The 19,721-nt window shown below is 67.6% G+C and carries 8 protein-coding genes; 3 read left to right on the top strand and 5 right to left on the bottom strand.

What is annotated here, in order from left to right; genetic code table 11:
- Window positions 1-2: 2 nt before the first annotated feature.
- From AC25M7_RS22790 to AC25M7_RS22770, 5 genes are all read right to left on the bottom strand, one after another.
- Complete coding sequence (locus AC25M7_RS22790; protein WP_028692194.1) at window positions 3-572, bottom strand: DUF6162 family protein; 570 nt, start codon at window positions 570-572, stop codon at window positions 3-5.
- Window positions 569-886 (bottom strand): hypothetical protein, encoded by a 318-nt coding sequence (locus AC25M7_RS22785; RefSeq protein WP_028692195.1) that lies wholly within the window; start codon window positions 884-886, stop codon window positions 569-571. The genes AC25M7_RS22790 and AC25M7_RS22785 overlap by 4 nt, the downstream gene beginning before the upstream one ends.
- Window positions 883-1,419, bottom strand: a complete 537-nt coding sequence (locus AC25M7_RS22780) for a thiamine pyrophosphate-binding protein (RefSeq protein ID WP_486971496.1) — start codon at window positions 1,417-1,419, stop codon at window positions 883-885. The genes AC25M7_RS22785 and AC25M7_RS22780 overlap by 4 nt, the downstream gene beginning before the upstream one ends.
- Entirely contained in the window at window positions 1,416-2,615 is a 1,200-nt protein-coding gene (locus AC25M7_RS22775) for a PepSY-associated TM helix domain-containing protein (protein WP_486971495.1), read from the bottom strand. Before AC25M7_RS22775 ends, AC25M7_RS22780 begins: the two co-directional genes overlap by 4 nt.
- A 114-nt stretch (window positions 2,616-2,729) precedes the next feature.
- Window positions 2,730-3,923, bottom strand: coding sequence for a PepSY-associated TM helix domain-containing protein (locus tag AC25M7_RS22770; protein ID WP_028692198.1), 1,194 nt, complete (start codon window positions 3,921-3,923; stop codon window positions 2,730-2,732).
- A gap of 238 nt (window positions 3,924-4,161) precedes the next feature.
- Here AC25M7_RS22770 and AC25M7_RS22765 point away from each other — a divergent pair, with 238 nt between their 5' ends.
- The 3 genes from AC25M7_RS22765 (at window position 4,162) to AC25M7_RS22755 (ending at window position 19,713) form a co-directional block, all read left to right on the top strand.
- Window positions 4,162-5,145, top strand: coding sequence for a TauD/TfdA family dioxygenase (locus tag AC25M7_RS22765; RefSeq protein ID WP_207852438.1), 984 nt, complete (start codon window positions 4,162-4,164; stop codon window positions 5,143-5,145).
- 214 nt (window positions 5,146-5,359) lie between these two features.
- On the top strand, window positions 5,360-8,764 hold the full coding sequence (locus AC25M7_RS22760) for an amino acid adenylation domain-containing protein (RefSeq protein WP_486971494.1): 3,405 nt from the start codon (window positions 5,360-5,362) through the stop codon (window positions 8,762-8,764).
- The gene (locus AC25M7_RS22755) at window positions 8,761-19,713 is read left to right on the top strand and encodes an amino acid adenylation domain-containing protein (protein WP_486971493.1); all 10,953 of its coding nucleotides are present in this window, start codon (window positions 8,761-8,763) and stop codon (window positions 19,711-19,713) included. Before AC25M7_RS22760 ends, AC25M7_RS22755 begins: the two co-directional genes overlap by 4 nt.
- Window positions 19,714-19,721: the final 8 nt, after the last annotated feature.

Raw genomic sequence — 19,721 nt, 5'->3', positions numbered from 1 at the left:
CCTTAGTGACGGTGTTGACGGGTGACCCCGGCGTCGTAGTGGGTGACGATCTGCTGCCAGCCGGCGGCGATCAGTGCGTCGCTGTCCAGCGCGTCGGGGGGCAGGGCGGTGCTGTCGCGGCGCAACCAGACATCCGGCTGGGCATCGCTGGCGGCGGGCAGGATTACCAGGAAACTGCCGGCCACCTGGGCGTCCTGGCTGCGGCCCAGGTAGGCGCCGTTGGCCAGCAGCGACCACTGGTGGCTGCCGCGGCTCTGACTGCTGGCGTCGCTGACGAACGGCGGCAGTCCCTCGTCGGCCAGGGCCTGGGCATCCGGGGCGGTGCCGTTGTCCTCGCGTAGGGCACGGATCTCCTCGACGGCCACCCACAGGTCGGTGTGGATGCCCTGTTCGGCGGCATTGAGGTCGCGACGGGCGTCGAGCTGGTGGGCGGCGATGGCCTGTTCATCCTCGCGCTCGCCGCGCGCGGCCACCACGCTGGCGGCCAGCACCACGATCAGCAGCGCGGCCAACAGCACGTAGAGGGTCTCGTGCCCGGCGCCGGCCGGGCGCACCACCTGGGCGCGGCTCATGGCGCACCGATGTCGGCGTGGTCGACTTCCACCACATGGCCGGGGCCGGCATCGAACAGCACGTAGAACTCACCGTCGGGGCGCTTGAAGGTCAGGGTCGAGTCGTCGCCGAGCTTGCTCGCCACCAGCACCTGCTCGTCGTAGCCGATCACGTCCAGGGTCACGCCGGGGGCGCCGCTGCCGTCGGAGAAGCCACCCTTGCAGGTGATCTGTTCGCCGTGTTCGGTGCACTCGCACATCGGGTTGTGCGCCAGCGCCGGGGTGGCGGCCAGGGCCAAGAGGGGCAGGGCGAGCCTGCGCATCAGCTGTTTCATTTGTTGCCTCCTTGTTTCTCGAGCCAGACCGCGGTGGCGGGGGATGCCTTGGCCAGTGGCACCGAGGCCTGGTACATCTTGCCGTCCCAGCCTTCGATGGTGATCCAGATGTCGGCATCGGGGCGGGTGCGCGGCGGGATCGGCAGCGCGGTGCCCATGCGCGCCGGCGCGCCGAAGAAAATCGTGCCGGCGGCGCGCAGGCTGCGCGGCTTGCCCACCCGCAGGTAGATGGCCTTGACGCCTTCGTCGCAGCTCGTGCAGGCGGCGTTGAAGGCCTTGAAGTAGCCGGCCGGGCCCTCGGCGCGCGGGGCTTCGTCACGCAGTTCGGCCAGGTCCAGGGTCCAGCGCCCGACCTTGAGATCCTTGACGATATTGGCACCCAGGCCGCTGTCGCCGCGGAACAGGCTGGCGTCGGCGAAGTACTTGGGCATGAAGCCCAGGGGAATGAGGATCAGCAGGATGTTCAAATGGAAGCGCCATTTCAGCCACAGCTGCTTCAGGCCGCTTGGCGGCAGGGTGTCGGTCTGGCTCAAGGTTGGGCCTCCAGGGTGGTTGGGCTGGCCGTGGCGCGTGAGCGCGGACGCTCGCCGCGCTTGAGGGCGGCGAGGGTGGCCTGGGTGGTGCGTTTGGTCCAGATCAGCAGGCCGCTGAACACCATCAGGGTCAGGACCAGGCCGAAGAAGAACCAGATCAGCTTGATCGCCAGGCCACCGAAGTCACCGGTATGCAGCGGGCGCATGGATTCGGTGACGAACTCCAGGGTGGAGCGGTCGCGGAGCAGGAACTGGCTGTCGACGTTGGACGTGTAGGGGTTGACCTCGGCGGTCTGGAACATCAGCGGGTACCAGCCGCGCCCGCCCATGCTGTAGTGACTGTAGGCGGTGGCCGGCAGCGAGATGAAGCTGATGTCCAGGCCGGGGATCTTCTGGTTGGCGATGCGTGCCGCCTGGTCCAGGTCGATACGCGGCGCGGGGCCGCCGTCGGCGGTCTGTGGCACCTGTTCGCGGGCGATCACCGGCACGATCGGCTCGCTGGAAATCGTCACGTGGTTGTCGGCGAGAATCGCCTGGATCAGGAACCAGGTACCGGTGATGGCAATTACCGCAATGAACCAGATCGACCACACGCCGGCCAGTCGATGCACGTCGCCCCAGAAGATCCGAGGGCCGTGGCCGGTGCGCAGCGGCTTGAAGAAACCGCGCCAGAACTTCTTGTACACCACCAGCCCGGTGACCAGCGAGGCGAGCATCGGCAACCCGAGCAGCGACACCAGGTACCAGCCCCAGCTGTAGCCGTTGGTGAAGGGCACCAGCCACCAGCCGTGCAGGGCGCGGGTGAACGCTTCGAAGTCGAAGTCCGGGCGCTGGCCCTGGATAGCCCCGGAGTAGGGGTTGACGTAGAGCAGTGGGTTGGTGCCGTCGGCGCGGGTCACCGAGGCCTGCAGGGCGAAGTGCGAACCGTCCGGCTGGCTGAAAAAGCGCACCGCCAGGTCCGGTTCGGCCTTGTGCATGGCGTCGAGCACCTGCTGGTAGCTCAGGCGCTGGCTGTCGCCGTCGGGCTTGCTGGCGCGTACATCGGCGTTGGCCAGCCAGACGATCTCCTGGCTGACCACCGCGAGCATGCCGGTGAAGCAGACGATCAGGACGAAGAACCAGATCGGCAGGGCAAGCCAGCTGTGGACCAAAAACCACAGCTTGGAATTGGATTTCTTTCTCGATTGTCGGGCCATCGCTCGGTCTTCTGCATATAAAAATACGGTCGAGTCTGTGCTCAACCTGGAAGGCTGCATCAGTAAGGACGAATGAGAATCAGAAAGCTGCCAAGGCAAATGAAAGAAAATGTTTCAAGGGCTGGACGTGACCTCCGTTGAAACCGGCGCCTTGACCACCCGCGCCTGCTTCTGGCTGCGCTTGAGTGCGTTGGCGGTGGCCAGGGCGGTGCGTTTGCTCCAGATCAGCAGGCCACTGAGCACCATCATGCTCAGCAACAGGCCGAAGAAGAACCAGATCAGCTTGACCGGCAGGCCGCCGAAGTCGCCGGTGTGCAGCGGGCGCATGGACTCGGTGACGAACTCCAGGGGCTTGCGGTCGGCGAGCAGGCGCGTGGCGTCCACCTCGCCGGTGTAGGGGTTGATCTCGGCCTTCTGGTACATCAGCGGATACCAGCTGATGCCGCCGATGCTCAGGTGGGCGTAGGCATTGCTGGGGAAACCGACATAGTCGACGTCGAAGCCGGGGATCTCGCGCTGGGTGATGCGCACGGCCTCGTCCGGGCTGATCATCGGCGTCGGGCTGCCGTCGGCGGTCAGTGGCACCTTTTCCCGGGCGATCACCGGCACGATCGGCTCGCTGGAGATGGAGATGTGGTTGTCGGCGAGCAAGGCCTTGATCAGGAACCAGACGCCGGTGATGGAGATCACCGCGATGAACCAGATCGACCAGATACCGCTCAGGCGGTGGAAATCGCCCCAGAAGATCCGCGCGCCCTGGTTGAAGCGCAGGGTCGGCTTGAAGAAACCTTTCCAGAACCGCTTGTAGATCACCAGCCCGGTGACCAGCGAGGCCAGCATCGGCAGGCCGAGCAGTGACACCAGGTACCAGCCCCAGCTGTAGCCGTTGGTGTGTGGCACCAGCCACCAGCCGTGCAGGGCGCGGGTGAACTCCTCGAAGTTGAACGACGGGGTGACGCCCTGGATATGCCCGGTGTAGGGGTTGACGTAGACCCGTACCGTGCGGCCGTCGGGGTAGGTGACGTCCGACAGCATGGCGAAGTGCGCTTCGCTCAGGGTCATCAGGCTGGCCACGGCGATACCGGGCTGATCGCGCTGCATGGCCACCAGCAGTTCGTCGTAGTTAAGCCGCCGGGCCTCGTCCGAAGGCGGGTTGGCGCGGGTTTCCGGATTGGCCAGCCAGACGATCTCGCGGCTGATCACCGCCAGGGTGCCGGTGACGCAGACGATCAGCACGAAGAACCAGATGGGCAGGGCCAGCCAGCTGTGCACGAGGAACCAGATTTTCGAGCGTGACTTTTTCGACATGGGGTACGCAGTGTCAATGGCGAAGTTCAAGGGCAAAAGCCCGGCCGTATCAGAAAGAGACGCATGAGCAGGGCAAAACCTGATGAGCCAATTGCAAGCAAGTGTTTCCAGGGAGTCCTGCGGGGTGTGGGCGCGGTCGACTAATTTGCCCGCGCTTCGAAACGTCCTCCTATCACCGGACGCGAGCGTGCCCACGGGCCGCCGGTCCCTTTCATCGAATGTGTACAGGAGGCCCGTCATGGGTGTTGCTGTGGGATTTACAGTGCGTCCGCTATTGCCGGAGCAGGGACGTTTGCCGTTGCTGGTGGAGGCGGGTGACGACGACACCCACCTGTTGGAGGTGTTCGACGAGCTCAAGGCGCTGGTGGATGAACACCTGCCGCGCGACGGTGGCATCCTGTTTCGTGGATTCCGCCTGGAGGGCGCCGAGCAGTTCCGTCAGTTCGCCGCCAGCTTCGGTCATCCGTTGCTCAACTACGAGTTCGGCTCGACACCGCGTACCAACGTTACCCAGGGGGTCTACACCTCCACCGAGTACCCGGCTCACCAGCATATTCCGCTGCACAACGAGCAGGCCTACTCCCGCGACTGGCCGATGAAGATCTGGTTCTACAGCATGATTGCCGCCCGCAGTGGTGGCGAGACGCCGATCGCCGACAGTCGCGAGGTCTATCGTCGCGTGCCGGCGCATATCCGCGAGCGCTTCGTCAGCAAGGGCCTGATGTACGTGCGCAACTTCGGCAACGGCCTGGACGTGTCCTGGGAGCAGGTGTTCAACACCGAGGACCAGGAGGAGGTCGAGGCCTACTGCAGGGCCCATGGCATCACCTGCGAGTGGAAGGATGACGGCGAGCTGCGTACCCGTCAGGTGTGCCAGGCGGTGGCACGGCACCCGGTGACCGGCGACATGGTCTGGTTCAACCAGGCGCACCTGTTCCACATCTCCAACCTGCCGGCCGACGTGCGCGAGAGCCTGCTGGACATCGTCGACGAGGAAGACCTGCCGCGTAACGTCTACTACGGTGACGGTTCGCCCATCGAGGACGAGGTGCTCGACGAGATCCGTCAGGTGCTGGAGGACTGCAAGATCAGCTTCCCCTGGCAGGAGGGCGACGTGATGATGCTCGACAACATGCTCGCCGCCCATGCCCGCGCGCCGTTCGAAGGTCCGCGCAAGGTGATCGTGGCAATGGCCGAGGGGCATACGCTGGGCCAGGCCTGATTTGCCGATCCCCAGGGCTGCTGCGCAGCCCTTTCGTGTTCCGGCAGGCCGGCGCGAATTCTTGTGGGAGCGGCCTTGCGTCGCGAAAGGGGCGCGCAGCGCCCCCGGGGCGCCAGCGTAGAACGCCTGCCGCTAAATCATCCCTGCGCCCATTCGTTCTTGTTGATGCGCCCGGACCTTCCGGTCGCGCCGCCGACCAGCAAGGACCTCACACATGAATGCCGCAGACGCCCAGAAACTTTCCCGCCGTTTCATCGAGTTGCCCCTGGACAAGCGCCGCTTGTTCCTCGAAGGGATGCGACGCGAGGGCATTGATTTCGCGCAGCTGCCCATGTCGTCCTGTGTCGGCCTGAGCGAGCGCGACGGCCTGTCCTACGCCCAGCAGCGCATGTGGTTCCTCTGGCAGTTGGAACCCCACAGCGCCGCCTACAACCTGCCGATGGCCGTGCGCCTCGACGGCGAGCTGCAGGTCGAGGTGCTGGAGCGGGCGTTCAGCCTGCTGGTCGCCCGCCACGAATGCCTGCGCACCACCTTCGCCCAGGACGGCGAGCGGGCGTTGCAGCAGGTGGCGGAACCGGCGCCGGTGAGCATCCAGCTGTTCGACCTGGCCGACCTGCCTGAAACCACGCGCTGGGAGCGCGCGCACCAGCAGATGGCGGCCCAGGCCACCCAGGCCTTCGACCTCGAAGGCGGGCCGCTGTTCGGCATCGCCCTGTTGCGCCTGGCGCCTCAGGAGCACGTGCTGCTGCTGACCCTGCACCACATCATCGCCGACGGCTGGTCGATGAACATCCTGATCGACGAGTTCATGCGCAGCTACGACGCCCTGGTGGCGGGGCGCGAGCCGCAGCTGGCGGAGCTCAAGGTGCACTACCGCGACTATGCGCTGTGGCAGCGCAGTTGGCTGGAGGCCGGCGAGCGCGAGCGCCAGCTGGACTACTGGCGCGAGCAGCTGGGTGACGAGCACCCGTTGCTGGAGCTGCCGACCGACCGGCCTTACCCGGCCCAGCCCAGCCACCTCGGCGAGCGCCTGGAGCTGACGCTCGACGCGGGCCTGCGCGAGGACCTGAAGCAGCTGGCCCAGCAGCACGGCGTGACCCTGTCCACGGTGCTGCTGGCGGTGTTCAAGACCCTGCTGTACCGCTACAGCGGCCAGACCGACATTCGTGTCGGCGGCCTGATCGCCAACCGCAACCGCAGCGAAACCGAAGGGCTGGTCGGCTTCTTCGTCAATACCCAGGTGCTGCGCAGCCAGTTCACCGCGCAGACGCCTTTCAGCGACCTGCTGCGCAGCCTGCACCAGGCTTCGGTCGGTGCCCAGGCGCACCAGGACCTGCCGTTCGACGCGCTGATCGAGGCCCTGCAGCCCCAGCGCAGCCAGAGTCATACGCCGCTGTTCCAGGTGATGTTCAACCACCAGCCGCTGGTTACCGACCTCAATGACGTGCGCCTGGACTGCGGTCTGCGCGTGGGCTACCTGAGCGCCGAGCAGTTGGCCGGCAGCCATCGCCAGCATGCCGCCACCAGCGACCTGATGCTCGATACGCGGGAAGAGGGCGAGCAATTGTTCGCCGCCTTCACCTATGCCACCGACCTCTTCGACGAAACCACCATCGCCGCCCTGGCCGGGCACTGGCGCAACCTGCTGCGCGCGGTCTGCCAGGCGCCGCGCCAGCGCCTGGGCGAGTTGCCGCTGCTGGCCGAGGCCGAGCGCCAGGCGCTGCTGTGCCCGGTGTCCGAAGTTTCGCCGCGGGTGCCGGTGCAGCGCCTGTTCGAAGCCCAGGCCGCCCGCAGCGGCGAGGCGCTGGCGCTGATCCTGGCCGACGGCGCTGCGGCGCCGTCGATGAGTTACGCCGAACTCAACGCCCGCACCAATCGCCTGGCCCGCCACCTGCGCCACCAGGGCGTCGGCCCCGATGTGCTGGTGGGCGTGGCCCTGGACCGCTCGCTGGACCTGGCCGTGGCCCTGCTCGCCGTGCTCAAGGCCGGTGGCGCCTATGTGCCGCTGGACCTGCAGGCTCCGGCCGAACGCCTGGGCCATGTCTTCGAGGACAGCGGCCTGCAATGGCTGCTGACCACCACCGCCCATTTGCCCGGCCTGCCGGCGCAGGATGGGCTGCGCTGCCTGTGCCTGGACCAACTGGCGCTGGACGACGTACCGGCGGACGACCTGGCGCTTACCGTCACGCACGACAACCTGGCCTATGTGATCTACACCTCCGGCTCCACCGGCCGGCCCAAGGGCGTGGCCATCAGCCACGGCGCCCTGAGCGAGTTCATCGCCCGCGCCATCGACTACAGCGACCTGCGCGAAGGCGACCGTGTCCTGCAGTTCGCCACCAGCAGCTTCGACGGCTTCGTCGAGCAGTTCTTCCCGCCGCTGTGCCACGGTGCCTGCGTGGTGCTGCGCGATACCCGCCTGTGGGACAGCGCCGCCCTGCACGAGGTGCTGGTCAGCCACGGCGTGACCCTGGCCGACCTGCCGGCCGCGTACTGGTACTGGCTGGTACAGGACTTCGCGGCGCGTCCGCCGGCCAACTACGGCGCGCTGCGCCAGATCCACGTCGGCGGCGAGGCGATGGCGGTGGACGGGTTGCGCCTGTGGCAACTGGCCGGGCTGGGCCATGTGCGCCTGCTCAACACCTATGGCCCGACCGAGGCCACGGTGGTCTCGACCATCCACGACTGCACCGGGCTCGGCCACGAGGCGGTGTCCTGGCGCGGCATCCCCATCGGCCAGGGCCTGGCGCAGCGTCGGTTGTACATCCTCGACGATGACCTCGAACTGCTGCCGCAGGGCGCCGTGGGCGAGCTGTACATCGGTGGCCCGGGCCTGGCTCGCGGCTACCATGGCCAGCCGGCGCTGAGCGCCCAGCGCTTCGTCGCCGACCCGTTCGCCCATGGCGAGCGCCTGTACCGCACCGGCGACCGCGCGCGCCTGGGCGCCGACGGCGCCATCGAGTACATCGGCCGTGTCGATCACCAGGTCAAGGTGCGGGGCTTCCGCATCGAGCTTGGCGAGATCGAGGCGCGCCTGCAGCAGTGCCCGGGCGTGCGTGAGGCGGTGGTGCTGGCCCTGCCGATGACCGGTGGCCTGCAACTGGTCGCCTATGTGGTACCCGACGCCGCCGAACAGGATGCCGCCGAGCAGGCGCGTTTCCGCCAGCAGGTGCGCAGCCTGCTCAAGGCCCGCCTGCCCGAATACATGGTGCCCGGCCACCTGCTGCTGTTGCCGCGCCTGCCCCTGACGCCCAGCGGCAAGCTGGACCGCAAGGCCCTGCCGGTACCGGACCCGAGCGCGTTGCAGGCTGAGTATCGGCCGCCGCAGAGCGCCATCGAGCAGCAACTGGCGCAGATCTGGATGCAGGTGCTGGGCGTGGCCAAGGTCGGCCTGGACGATCACTTCTTCGAGCTGGGCGGGCACTCGTTGCTGGCCGCCCAGGTGCTGGCGCGGATCAAGGACCAGCTGGGCCTGGTGCTGCCGTTGCGCAGCTTGTTCGAACACCCGGCGCTGGGCGACCTGGCCGCCGAGCTGGGCCGCCTGGAGGGTGGCGATAAGGATGACGACTGGTCGGATATGGATGCGTTCATGAGTTCGTTGGAAGGGGTTGAGGCATGAGTGGCAACATGGCGGTACGCATTGCGAAACGGTTCGTCAGCCTGCCCCTGGCGCAGCGCCGGCATTTCCTCGCCAAGCTGCGCGAGGACGGCAAGGACTTCAGCCTGTTGCCGGTGGTCGAGTCGCGTCACGACTTCGCCAGCATTCCCCTGTCCTTCGCCCAGCAGCGCCTGCTGTTCCTCTGGCAGTTGGAGCCACACAGCGCGGCCTACAACATGGCCGCCGGCCTGCGCCTGAGCGGCCGGCTCGACGTGGCGGCCCTGCGGCGCTCGTTCGAGCACCTGGTGGCACGCCACGAGGCGCTGCGCACGGTGTTCCAGGTCGATGGCGAACAGCCGCGCCAGGTAATCCTCGAAACCCAGGTCGTGCCGCTGGAGCAGGTCGATCTCACCCAGGTCGCCAGTGAGCGGCGCGAGGCCGAGCTGGCCGCGCAGGTGCGCGAGGCCAGCCACCAACCCTTCGACCTGCTGCACGGGCCGCTGCTGCGTGCCAGCCTGTACCGGCTGGCGGCTGAAGACTACGTGCTGCTGGTGAGCATGCATCATATCGTCTCCGACGGCTGGTCGATGGACGTGATGGTCAAGGAGTTCGTGCACAGCTACCAGGCCTTCAGCCAGGGCCAGGCGCCGCAGCTGCCGGCGCTGGAGGTGCAGTACGCCGACTATGCGATCTGGCAGCGCAGCTGGCTGGAGGCCGGGGAGGGCGAGCGCCAGCTCGACTACTGGCGCCAGCAGTTGGGCCAGGAGCAGCCGCTGCTCGAAGTGGCCGCTGATTTTGCCCGCCCGTTGACCCAGAGCTTCGACGGCCAGACCTTGAGCTTCGACTTCGGTGCCGAGCTTTCCCGACGCCTGGGCGGCTACGCCCGCGCCCAGGGCATGACCCTGTTCATGCTGGTGCTGGCGGGCTTCTCGCTGTTCCTCTCGCGCCAGGCCGGGCAGCGCGATATCCGCATCGGCGTGCCCAACGCCAACCGCGGCCGCGCCGAGGTCGAGGGGCTGATCGGCTTCTTCGTCAACACCCAGGTGCTACGCTGCCAGGTGGACGAGCGCCTGAGCTTCGACGACCTGCTGGCCCAGGTGCGCGAAGCGGTGCTCGGTGCCCAGGCGCACCAGGAACTGCCGTTCGAGCAACTGGTGGACGCGCTGGTGCCGGAGCGCAACCTGGGCCACAACCCGCTGTTCCAGGTCAAGTTCAACCAGAACGTCGGCATGCAACGCCAGCGCTCGCTGGCCCTGCCGGGTCTGAGCGTCGCCGAGTACCCGCTGGACAAGGTCGGCACCCACTTCGACCTGGCGCTGGACATCACCGACGACGGCCAGCTGATCCATGGCGAGATGACCTTCGCCAGCGACCTCTACCAGCGTTCCACGGTGGAGGCGTTCATTCCGGCGTTCATCGAGCTGCTGGGCCAGTTGCTCGACGCGCCGCAACTGCCGCTGCATCGCCTGGCCGCGCCGCTGCGTGTCGGGCAGGCGCCGGAGCGCGAGGTGCCGGCACTGGTGCTGGAGCAGTGGCAGCAGCAGGTGCAACGGCAGCCCGAGGCGCTCGCCGCCCGCAGCCTGGAGCACAGCCTGAGCTTCGATGCCCTCGATCAGGCCGCCAACCGCCTGGCCCATTACCTGCAACGCCAGGGCGTGACCCGCGGCCAGCCGGTCGCGGTGCTGATGGAGCGTTCGCTGGACTGGCTGACCGGCATGCTCGGCATTCTCAAGGCCGGCGCCGTGTACATGCCGCTGGACACCAAGGCGCCTGAGGCGCGCCTGCGGCAGATGCTCGACGCGGCGCAGGCCAAGGTACTGTTGTGCGCCGCAGGCGATGCCCGACTGACCAGCCTGGCCGCCGCCGATCGCCTGTGCTTGGCCTATGTGCCCGAACAATGGCAGCACCTGCCAGCCAGCGCGCCAGCCATCACGCTGTGGGCCGAATCGCCGGCCTATGTGATCCACACCTCCGGCTCCACCGGCCAGCCCAAGGGCGTGCTGGTCAGCCATGGCGCCCTGGCCAGCTACGTCGCCGGCCTGCTCGAACGCTTGGCGCCGGCGCCGGAGGCGAGCATGGCGCTGGTCTCGACCATCGCCGCCGACCTGGGCCACACCGTGCTGTTCGGCGCCCTGTGCGGCGGGCGCTTGCTGCACGTGCTGCCCGAGGCGCTGGGCTTCGACCCGGACGCCTTCGCTCGCTACATGGCCGAACACCGGGTCGGCGTGCTGAAAATCGTCCCCGGCCACCTGGCGGCGCTGCTGCAGGCCGGCACGCCCGCCGATGTGCTGCCCGAACAGGCGCTGATCGTCGGTGGCGAGGCCTGCACGCCCGCCCTGGTGGAGCAGGTGCGCCGGCTCAAGCCGGGCTGCCGCCTGATCAACCACTATGGCCCGAGCGAGACCACGGTCGGCGTGCTGACCCACGAGGTCTCGACCCTCGCCGCCGAGGCCCGCGCCGTGCCAGTGGGCACGGCGCTGCCGGGCGCCCATGTGCTGCTGCTCGATGATGTGCTCAACCCGGTGGCCGACCAGGTCGCGGGCGAGCTGTATATCGGCGGTGCCAGCGTGGCCCAGGGTTACCTGGGCCAGCCGGGTCTGACCGCCGAACGCTTCGTGCCGGACCCGACGCGGCCAGGTCAGCGCCTGTACCGCAGCGGCGACCGCGTGCGGCGCAACCGTTCGGGCCAGGTGGAATTCATCGGCCGCGCCGACGACCAGGTCAAGGTGCGCGGTTATCGCGTTGAACCGGCCGAAGTGGCGCGGGTGCTGCTGGGGCTGGACGGGGTCGCCGAAGCGGTGGTCCTGGCCCAGCCGGTGGACGGTGACGAGAGCCGCCTGCAACTGGTGGGTTGGTGCGTGGGGCAGGGACTGCAGGGTGAAGCCTTGCGCCAGCAATTGCAGGACCGCCTGCCGGACTACATGGTGCCGGCGCAGATCCTGGTCCTGGAGCGCCTGCCGCTGACCGCCAACGGCAAGCTCGACAAGCGCGCCCTGCCGGCACCGGGTGTCGCCCGGCGCCAGTACACCGCGCCGGTCGGCGAGATCGAGCAGGCCCTGGCTGCGATCTGGGCCGAGGTGCTCAAGCTCGACCAGGTCGGCACTACCGACAACTTCTTCGAGCTGGGCGGAGACTCGATCCTCAGCTTGCAGATCATTGCCCGGGCCAAGCGCCAGGGCATCAAGCTCAGCCCCAAGCAATTGTTCGAGAAACAGACCATCGGCCAGCTGGCGGCGGTGGCCAAGCGCATCGAGAAAAAGGCCACGGCGCTCGAGCAGGTCAGTGGCACGCTGGCGTTGCTGCCGATCCAGGCGCGTTTCTTCGAAACCGATATTCCCGAGCGCCAGCACTGGAACCAGGCGCTGCTGCTCAAGCCGACCCTGGCGCTGCGCGCCGACTGCCTGACGGGCGCGCTGCAGGCTTTGGTCGACCAGCACGACGCCCTGCGCCTGCGCTTCACCCAGCGCGATACCTGGCAGGCCGAGTTCCAGGCCGGCAAGGCCGAGGACATGCTTTGGGTTCGCGCGTTGAATGATGTGGCCGAGCTGCCGGCCCTGGCCGAGCAGGCCCAGCGCAGCCTCGACCTGGCCAAGGGGCCGCTGCTGCGGGCGTTGCTGGTCGACCTGCCCGAAGGCCAGCAGCGTTTGCTGCTGGTGATCCACCACCTGGTGGTCGACGGGGTGTCCTGGCGGGTGCTGCTGGAAGACCTGCAACTGGCCTACACCGCCCTGGCCGCGGGCAAGCCGCTGACGCTGGCGGCCAAGAGCAGTTCGCTCAAGGCCTGGGCCGAGCGCCTTGGCGCCTATGCCCGCAGCCCCGAACTGCTGGCCGAAGCCGATTACTGGCTGGACGGCCTCGCAGCCGCTGGCGATGAATTGCCACGGGACAATCCGGCGGGCGCCCAGACCAACCGTCACGTCGCCCATGCCTCGTCGCGCCTGGACACCGCGCTGACCCGCAAACTGCTGCAGGTGGCACCCGCTGCATACCGCACCCAGGTCAACGATCTGCTGCTGGCGGCCCTGGCGCGGGTGCTGTGCGATTGGACCGAAGACGAGTCGATCCTGATCCAGCTCGAAGGCCATGGCCGCGAGGACCTGTTCCCGGAACTGGACCTCAGCCGTACCCTGGGCTGGTTCAGCAGCCTGTTCCCGGTACGCCTGACGCCGGCCCGGGCGCTGGGCGCGGGGCTGTGCGCGATCAAGGAGCAGTTGCGCGCGGTGCCGAACAAAGGCATCGGCTACGGCGTGCTGCGCTACCTCGGCGAGCCCGACCTGCGCGAGCGCCTGGCGGCATTGCCACAGCCACGGGTGACCTTCAACTACCTGGGCCAGTTCGACGGCAGCTTCGCCGAGGCCGAAGGCGCCCTGTTCACCCCGGCCAGCGAGGGCGGCGGCGCCACCCAGGATCTGGACAGCCCGCTGGGCAACTGGCTCGGCATCACCGGTCAGGTCTACCAGGGCGAGCTGGAACTGGACTGGAGCTTCAGCCGCGAGGTGTTCCGCCCCGAGACCATCGAGGCCCTGGCGCGTCGCTACGAGCAGGTGCTCACCGAGTTGGTCGAGCACTGCGCCCAGGCGCCACACCAGGGCGTCACGCCGTCTGACTTCCCGTTGGCCGAGCTGACCCAGGCGCAACTGGATGGCCTGCCGCTGGCGGCCGGGGACATCGAGGACCTCTACCCGCTGTCGCCGATGCAGCAGGGCATGCTGTTCCACAGCCTTTACGAGCAGGCGGCGGGCAACTACATCAACCAGCTGCGCGTGGATGTGCGCGGGCTGGACATGGCGCGTTTCCGGACGGCCTGGCAGGCGGTGGTGGACAACCACGAAGTGCTGCGCAGTTGCTTCCCGCAGGATCTGCCGGCGCCGGTGCAGGTGGTGCGCCGTCAGGTACAGGTGCCTTTCGTCGAACTCGACCCGCCCCAGGATCCGGATGCCGTGGCCCAGGCCGAGCGCCAGTCCGGTTTCGACCTGGCCAGCGGCCCGCTGCTGCGCCTGACGCTGATCCGCACGGGTGATGACAGTCATCACCTGATCTACACCAGCCATCACATTCTGATGGATGGCTGGAGCAGCTCGCGCCTGCTGGGCGAAGTGCTGCAGCGCTACAGTGGTGTGACGCCGGGCGCCAAGACCAGCCGTTACCGCGACTATATCCAGTGGCTGCAAGGCCAGGACCAGCAGGCCAGCGAAACCTTCTGGCGTGAGCAGGTGGCCGAGCTGCAAGAGCCGACCCGTCTGGTCCAGGCGTTCAAGTCCTCGGCCCAGGGGCAGGGCCATGGTGCGCTGGCGCTGCGTTTCGAGGCGCAGCAGACCCGGCAGCTGGCGGACTTCGCCCGGGACCAGCGCGTCACCCTCAACACCCTGGTCCAGGCGGCCTGGCTGCTGCTGTTGCAGCGCTACACCGGCCAGGCCAGCGTAACCTTCGGTGCCACCGTATCCGGACGCCCGGCCGAGTTACCGGGTGTCGAGGAGCAACTGGGGCTGTTCATCAACACTTTGCCGGTGGTCGCCAGCCCGCGCCCGGAACAGACCGTGGGCGACTGGGTGCAGCAGGTCCAGGCGCTGAACCTGGCCTTGCGCGAACACGAACACACGCCGCTGTACGAGATCCAGCGCTGGGCTGGCTGGAGCGGCGAGGCGCTGTTCGACAATATTCTGGTCTTCGAGAACTACCCGATCGCCGAGGCGCTGCAACAGGGCGCGCCGCGGGGGCTGCAGTTTGGCGAGGTGCTCAACCAGGAGCAGACCAACTACCCGCTGACCCTGGTGGTGCAAGTAGGTGAGCGCCTGGAGGCGAGTTTCAGTTTCGATCGCCAGTGCTTCAGCGAACAGGCCATCGACCAGTTGGCGGGGCACTTCCAGCACTTGCTTGCGCAGTTGGCGGCTGACGGTGAGCGTGCACTGGGTGGGCTTAGCCTGCCGGTGGAGGACCAGCAGGTGGTGGCCAGCTATCCGAGCACGGCGTGTGCCCATGAGCTGATCGAGGCGCAGGCAGCACGTACGCCTGAGGCGGTCGCCGTGACCTTCGCCGGGCAATCGCTGAGCTACGGCCAGCTCAACCGTCGTGCCAACCGCCTGGCCCACAAGCTGCGCGAGCAGGGCGTGGGGCCGGATGTGCTGGTGGGCATCGCCGTGGAGCGCGGCTTCGAGATGATCGTCGGCGTGCTGGCGATCCTCAAGGCCGGGGGCGCCTATGTGCCGCTGGATCCGGAATATCCGCAGGACCGCCTGAGCTACATGATGGACGACAGCGGCATTCTGCTGCTGCTGACGCAAGGTCATCTGCTGGCCGATCTGCCCGTGCCGGCCCCGGTTCGCAGCCTGAAGCTGGAAGACGACCTGGCCGGTTACAGTGATGAAAACCCGGAGCACCTGACCCAGCCGGGCAACCTGGCCTATGTGATCTACACCTCTGGCTCGACCGGCAAGCCGAAAGGCACGCTGCTGCCGCACCACAACCTGCTGCGTCTGTTCAAGGCCACCGATGCCTGGTTCGGCTTCGGCCCGCAGGATGTGTGGACGCTGTTCCACTCCTATGCCTTCGACTTCTCGGTGTGGGAGATCTTCGGTGCACTGCTGCACGGTGGTCGCCTGGTGATCGTGCCGCGTGAAAACACCCGTTCGCCGGAAGACTTCCACCAGTTGCTGGTGGAGCAGGGTGTCACCGTGCTCAACCAGACCCCATCGGCGTTCAAGCCGCTGATGCGGGTGGCCTGTGACAGTGCTGATGATCTGGCACTGCGCTATGTGATCTTCGGTGGCGAAGCCCTGGATGTGGCCGCGCTGCAACCGTGGTTCGAGCGCTTCGGCGAGGACTGCGACAACCTGATCAACATGTACGGCATCACCGAGACCACGGTCCATGTGACCTACCGGCCGATCCGCTTCGCCGATACGCAACAGCCGGGCAGCCCGATCGGTGCGGCGATTCCGGACCTGTCGATGTATGTACTGGATGCCGATTTCAATCCGGTGGCCAAGGGTTGCACGGGCGAGCTGCACGTCGGTCATGCCGGGCTGGCACGCGGTTACCACAACCGCGCCTCGTTGACTGCTGAACGCTTCGTGCCGGACCCGTTCTCCAGCGAAGGTGGACGTCTGTACCGCACCGGCGACCTGGCGCGATATCGCGGCCAGGAGGTGATCGAGTACGTAGGTCGGATCGACCATCAGGTGAAGATCCGAGGCTTCCGTATCGAACTGGGCGAGATCGAGGCACGCCTGCAAGAGCACGCCGCCGTGCGCGAAGTGCTGGTGCTGGATATCGACGGGGCAGGGGGCAAGCAACTGGCGGCCTACCTGATCGCTCAAGACCCATCCACCGACCACGCCGCCCTGCGCGACACGCTGAAACAGCACCTGAAAGCCAACCTACCGGACTACATGGTCCCGACCCACTTCCTGGTGCTGGAGCAGTGGCCGCTGACGGCCAACGGCAAGCTGGACCGCAAGGCCCTGCCGAAACCGGATGCCAGCCAGCTACAACAGGGCTACGTGGCCCCGCGTACGGCGCTGGAGCAACAACTGGCCGCGATCTGGAGCGAAGTGCTGAAGGTCGAGCAGGTTGGCCTGCACGACAACTTCTTCGAACTCGGCGGTCATTCGCTGCTGGCCACCCAGGTGACCTCGCGCATCCGCCAGCGCCTGGCACTGGAAGTCCCGCTGCGCAGCCTGTTCGAGTCCGCCGACCTTCTGGCCTTCGCCCAGGCCGCCGGCCAAGGCTCGGCCAGCCAGGCGCCGGCATTCACTGCCGTGGACCGCAACCAGCCGCTGCCGCTGTCCTACGCCCAACAACGCCAGTGGTTCCTCTGGCAGCTGGAGCCTGAAAGCGCCGCCTACAACATCCCTTCGGCCCTGCGCCTGAAGGGCGAGCTGAACATCGAGGCCCTGCGCAGCAGCTTCGCCACGCTGATCGCCCGTCATGAAACCCTGCGTACTACCTTCAGGCAGCAGGGCGACAGTGCCGAACAGGTGGTGCACCCGATCCTCGATGTTCCGCTGCAGGTCGCGTCGGCTGCCTTGGATGAACCGGCGCTGCAGGCCTGGGTCGAGGCCCAGGTGCGCGAGCCGTTCAACCTCGAGCACGGCCCGCTGCTGCGCGCCCGCCTGCTGCGCCTGGCCGCCGACGAACACGTACTGGTGCTGACCCTGCACCACATCGTCGCTGACGGCTGGTCGATGCCGATCATGGTCGACGAACTGGTGCGCGGCTATGAAAGCCATCTGCAGGGTAAGGCCCCGCAGCTGCCGGCCCTGGCGTTCCAGTACGCCGACTATGCCGCCTGGCAGCGCCAGTGGATGGAGGCCGGCGAGCAACGGCGCCAGCTGGACTACTGGCAAGCGCGCCTGGGCAGTACCCAGCCGATCCTCGAACTGGCCACCGACCGCCCACGCCCGGCCGTGCAGCAATACGACGGTGCTCGCCTGCAGGTGAGCCTGGAACCGGGCCTGGTCGCCCAGCTCAAGGCACTGGCCGGGCAACAGGACGTGACCCTGTTCATGCTCCTGCTGGCTTCGTTCCAGGCCTTGCTGCATCGCCATTCCGGTCAGGCCGATATCCGCGTCGGCGTGCCGGTGGCCAACCGCACCCGGGCCGAGACCGAAGGGCTGATCGGCTTCTTCGTCAACACCCTGGTGCTGGATGCCCGCTTCCAGCCGCAACTGCGCTTCGACGAATTGTTGCAACAGGTCAAGCACACCGCCCTGGGTGCTCAGGCGCACCAGGAGCTGCCCTTCGAGCAACTGGTCGAGGCCCTGCAGCCGGAGCGCAGCCTGAGCCATAGCCCACTGTTCCAGGTAATGTTCAACCATCAGACCCAGGTGCTGGGCGAGTCCCGCGAACTGGCGGGCCTCAGCCTGCAGGGGCTGGTCTCGGACAAGCAGACCGCGCAGTTCGACCTGACCCTGGACACTGCCGAGCACGAAGGCGGCCTGAGCGCGACCCTGACCTACGCCACCAGCCTGTTCGAGGCTGCCAGCGTGGCGCGCATGGCCGAGCATTGGTGCAACCTGCTGCAGGGCATCTGCCAGGACGCCGGGCAGCGGGTTGCCGAACTGCCGTTGCTGAGCCGCGAGGAGCGCGAGCGCACCCTGCGCGCCTGGAACGACAGCGCCGCCGACTACCCTCGCGGGCAGACCGTCCAGCAGCTGATCGAGGCGCAAGCCGCGCGTACGCCGCAGGCCATCGCCGCGGTGCTGGGCGAGCAGTCGCTGAGCTACGAGCAACTGAACCGTCGCGCCAACGCCCTGGCCCATCATCTGCGCAGCCTGGGCGTCGGCCCCGATGTGCTGGTGGGGATCGCCGTGGAGCGCGGCCTGGACATGCTGGTCGGCCTGCTGGCGGTGCTCAAGGCCGGTGGCGCCTACGTGCCGCTGGACCCGCAGTTCCCCGAGGACCGCCTGGCCTACATGATGGAGGACAGCCGTATCGCGCTGCTGCTGACCCAGTCCGGCCTGCTGCAGCGCCTGCCGATTCCGCCGCAGGTGCACAGCCTGTGCCTGGACCGGCCGCTGCCGGCCGAGCACGGCGAGGACAACCCGCGCCAGCTGGCACTGCCGGACAACCTCGCCTACGTGATCTATACCTCCGGCTCCACCGGCAAGCCCAAGGGCGTGACCATCCGCCACGACGCGCTGGTCAACTTCCTGTGCAGCATGGCGCGCCAGCCGGGCATCGATGCCTCGGACAAGGTGCTGTCGCTGACCTCGCTGTCGTTCGACATTGCCGGCCTTGAGCTGTACCTGCCGTTGCTGCGCGGCGCCCGCGTGGTGCTGCTGGGCGAGCAGGTGAACAAGGACCCGCAGGCCTTGCTGGCGGTGATCCAGGCCCAGGCGGTCAGCGTCGTCCAGGCCACGCCATCGACCTGGCGCATGCTGCTGGATGCCGCGGCGCCCGGGGCCTTCGCCGGCAAGAAGGTGTTGTGTGGCGGCGAGGCGCTGAGCGCCGAGCTGGCCCAGCGCCTGATTGCCCAGGCCGGGCATGTGTGGAACGTCTACGGCCCGACCGAGACCACCATCTGGTCGGCCTGCCACTACCTGACCGCCAGCGACGACGTATGGCTGGGCCGTCCGCTGGCCAACACCCGCCTGCATGTGCTCGGCGCCGAGCTGGACGTGTTGCCGCAAGGCGCGCGCGGCGAGCTGCTGATCGGCGGCGATGGCCTGGCGCGCGGCTACCACAACCGTCCGGGGCTGACCGCCGAACGCTTCGTGCCGGATCCGTTCGCCAGCGAGCCGGGCGCGCGCCTGTACCGCACCGGCGACCTGACCCGCTACCGCGACGACGGCGTGATCGAGTATGTCGGGCGTCTGGACCATCAGGTGAAGATCCGTGGCTTCCGTATCGAGCTGGGCGAAATCGAGGAGCGCCTGCTGCTGCACCCGGCGATCCGCGAGGCCGCGGTGATCGATATCGACGGTCCGGCCGGCAAGCAATTGGCGGCCTACCTGGTGCTGCACGACGCGCAGCAAGGCGTGGAAGCGCTTCGCGGCGAGCTGCGCGCGCACCTGAAGGCCGGCCTGCCGGACTACATGGTGCCGGGCCACCTGGTGGGCCTGGCGCGCATGCCCCAGACCCCCAACGGCAAGCTGGACCGCAAGGCCCTGCCGCTGCCGGACGCCAGCCAACTGCAGCCAGCCCATGTGGCGCCGGTCACGGAGCTGGAGCGCAAGCTGGCGGTGATCTGGGCCGAGGTGCTGCACGTCGAGCGGGTGGGCCTGCAGGACAACTTCTTCGACCTCGGTGGGCACTCGCTGCTGATCGTCCAGGTGATCGGCCGGGTGCGTGAGCAACTGGGCGTCGATCTGAGCCTGAACGAGCTGTTCGAGCAGGCCACCCTGGGCGATTTCAGCCAGGTGGTCGAACGCAAGTCGGGGCAGGTCGCCAACGCCCATGACGAACTGACTAAATCCCTGGAGGCCTTGAAACGTCTTACTGCACAGGAAATAGATAATCTGATCGCTTAGCGGGAGAC

It is taken from the genome of Pseudomonas sp. P106(2024) (assembly GCF_057480815.1).
This window is presented reverse-complemented; position numbering and strand designations above follow the sequence as displayed.

Bases quoted from the DNA above. Each gene is read 5' to 3' on its own strand.
- AC25M7_RS22760 (WP_486971494.1), top strand. From the start codon at position 5,360: ATGAATGCCGCAGACGCCCAGAAACTTTCCCGCCGTTTCATCGAGTTG.
- AC25M7_RS22770 (WP_028692198.1), bottom strand. From the start codon at position 3,923: ATGTCGAAAAAGTCACGCTCGAAAATCTGGTTCCTCGTGCACAGCTGG.
- AC25M7_RS22775 (WP_486971495.1), bottom strand. From the start codon at position 2,615: ATGGCCCGACAATCGAGAAAGAAATCCAATTCCAAGCTGTGGTTTTTG.
- AC25M7_RS22765 (WP_207852438.1), top strand. From the start codon at position 4,162: ATGGGTGTTGCTGTGGGATTTACAGTGCGTCCGCTATTGCCGGAGCAG.
- AC25M7_RS22785 (WP_028692195.1), bottom strand. From the start codon at position 886: ATGAAACAGCTGATGCGCAGGCTCGCCCTGCCCCTCTTGGCCCTGGCC.
- AC25M7_RS22790 (WP_028692194.1), bottom strand. From the start codon at position 572: ATGAGCCGCGCCCAGGTGGTGCGCCCGGCCGGCGCCGGGCACGAGACC.
- AC25M7_RS22755 (WP_486971493.1), top strand. From the start codon at position 8,761: ATGAGTGGCAACATGGCGGTACGCATTGCGAAACGGTTCGTCAGCCTG.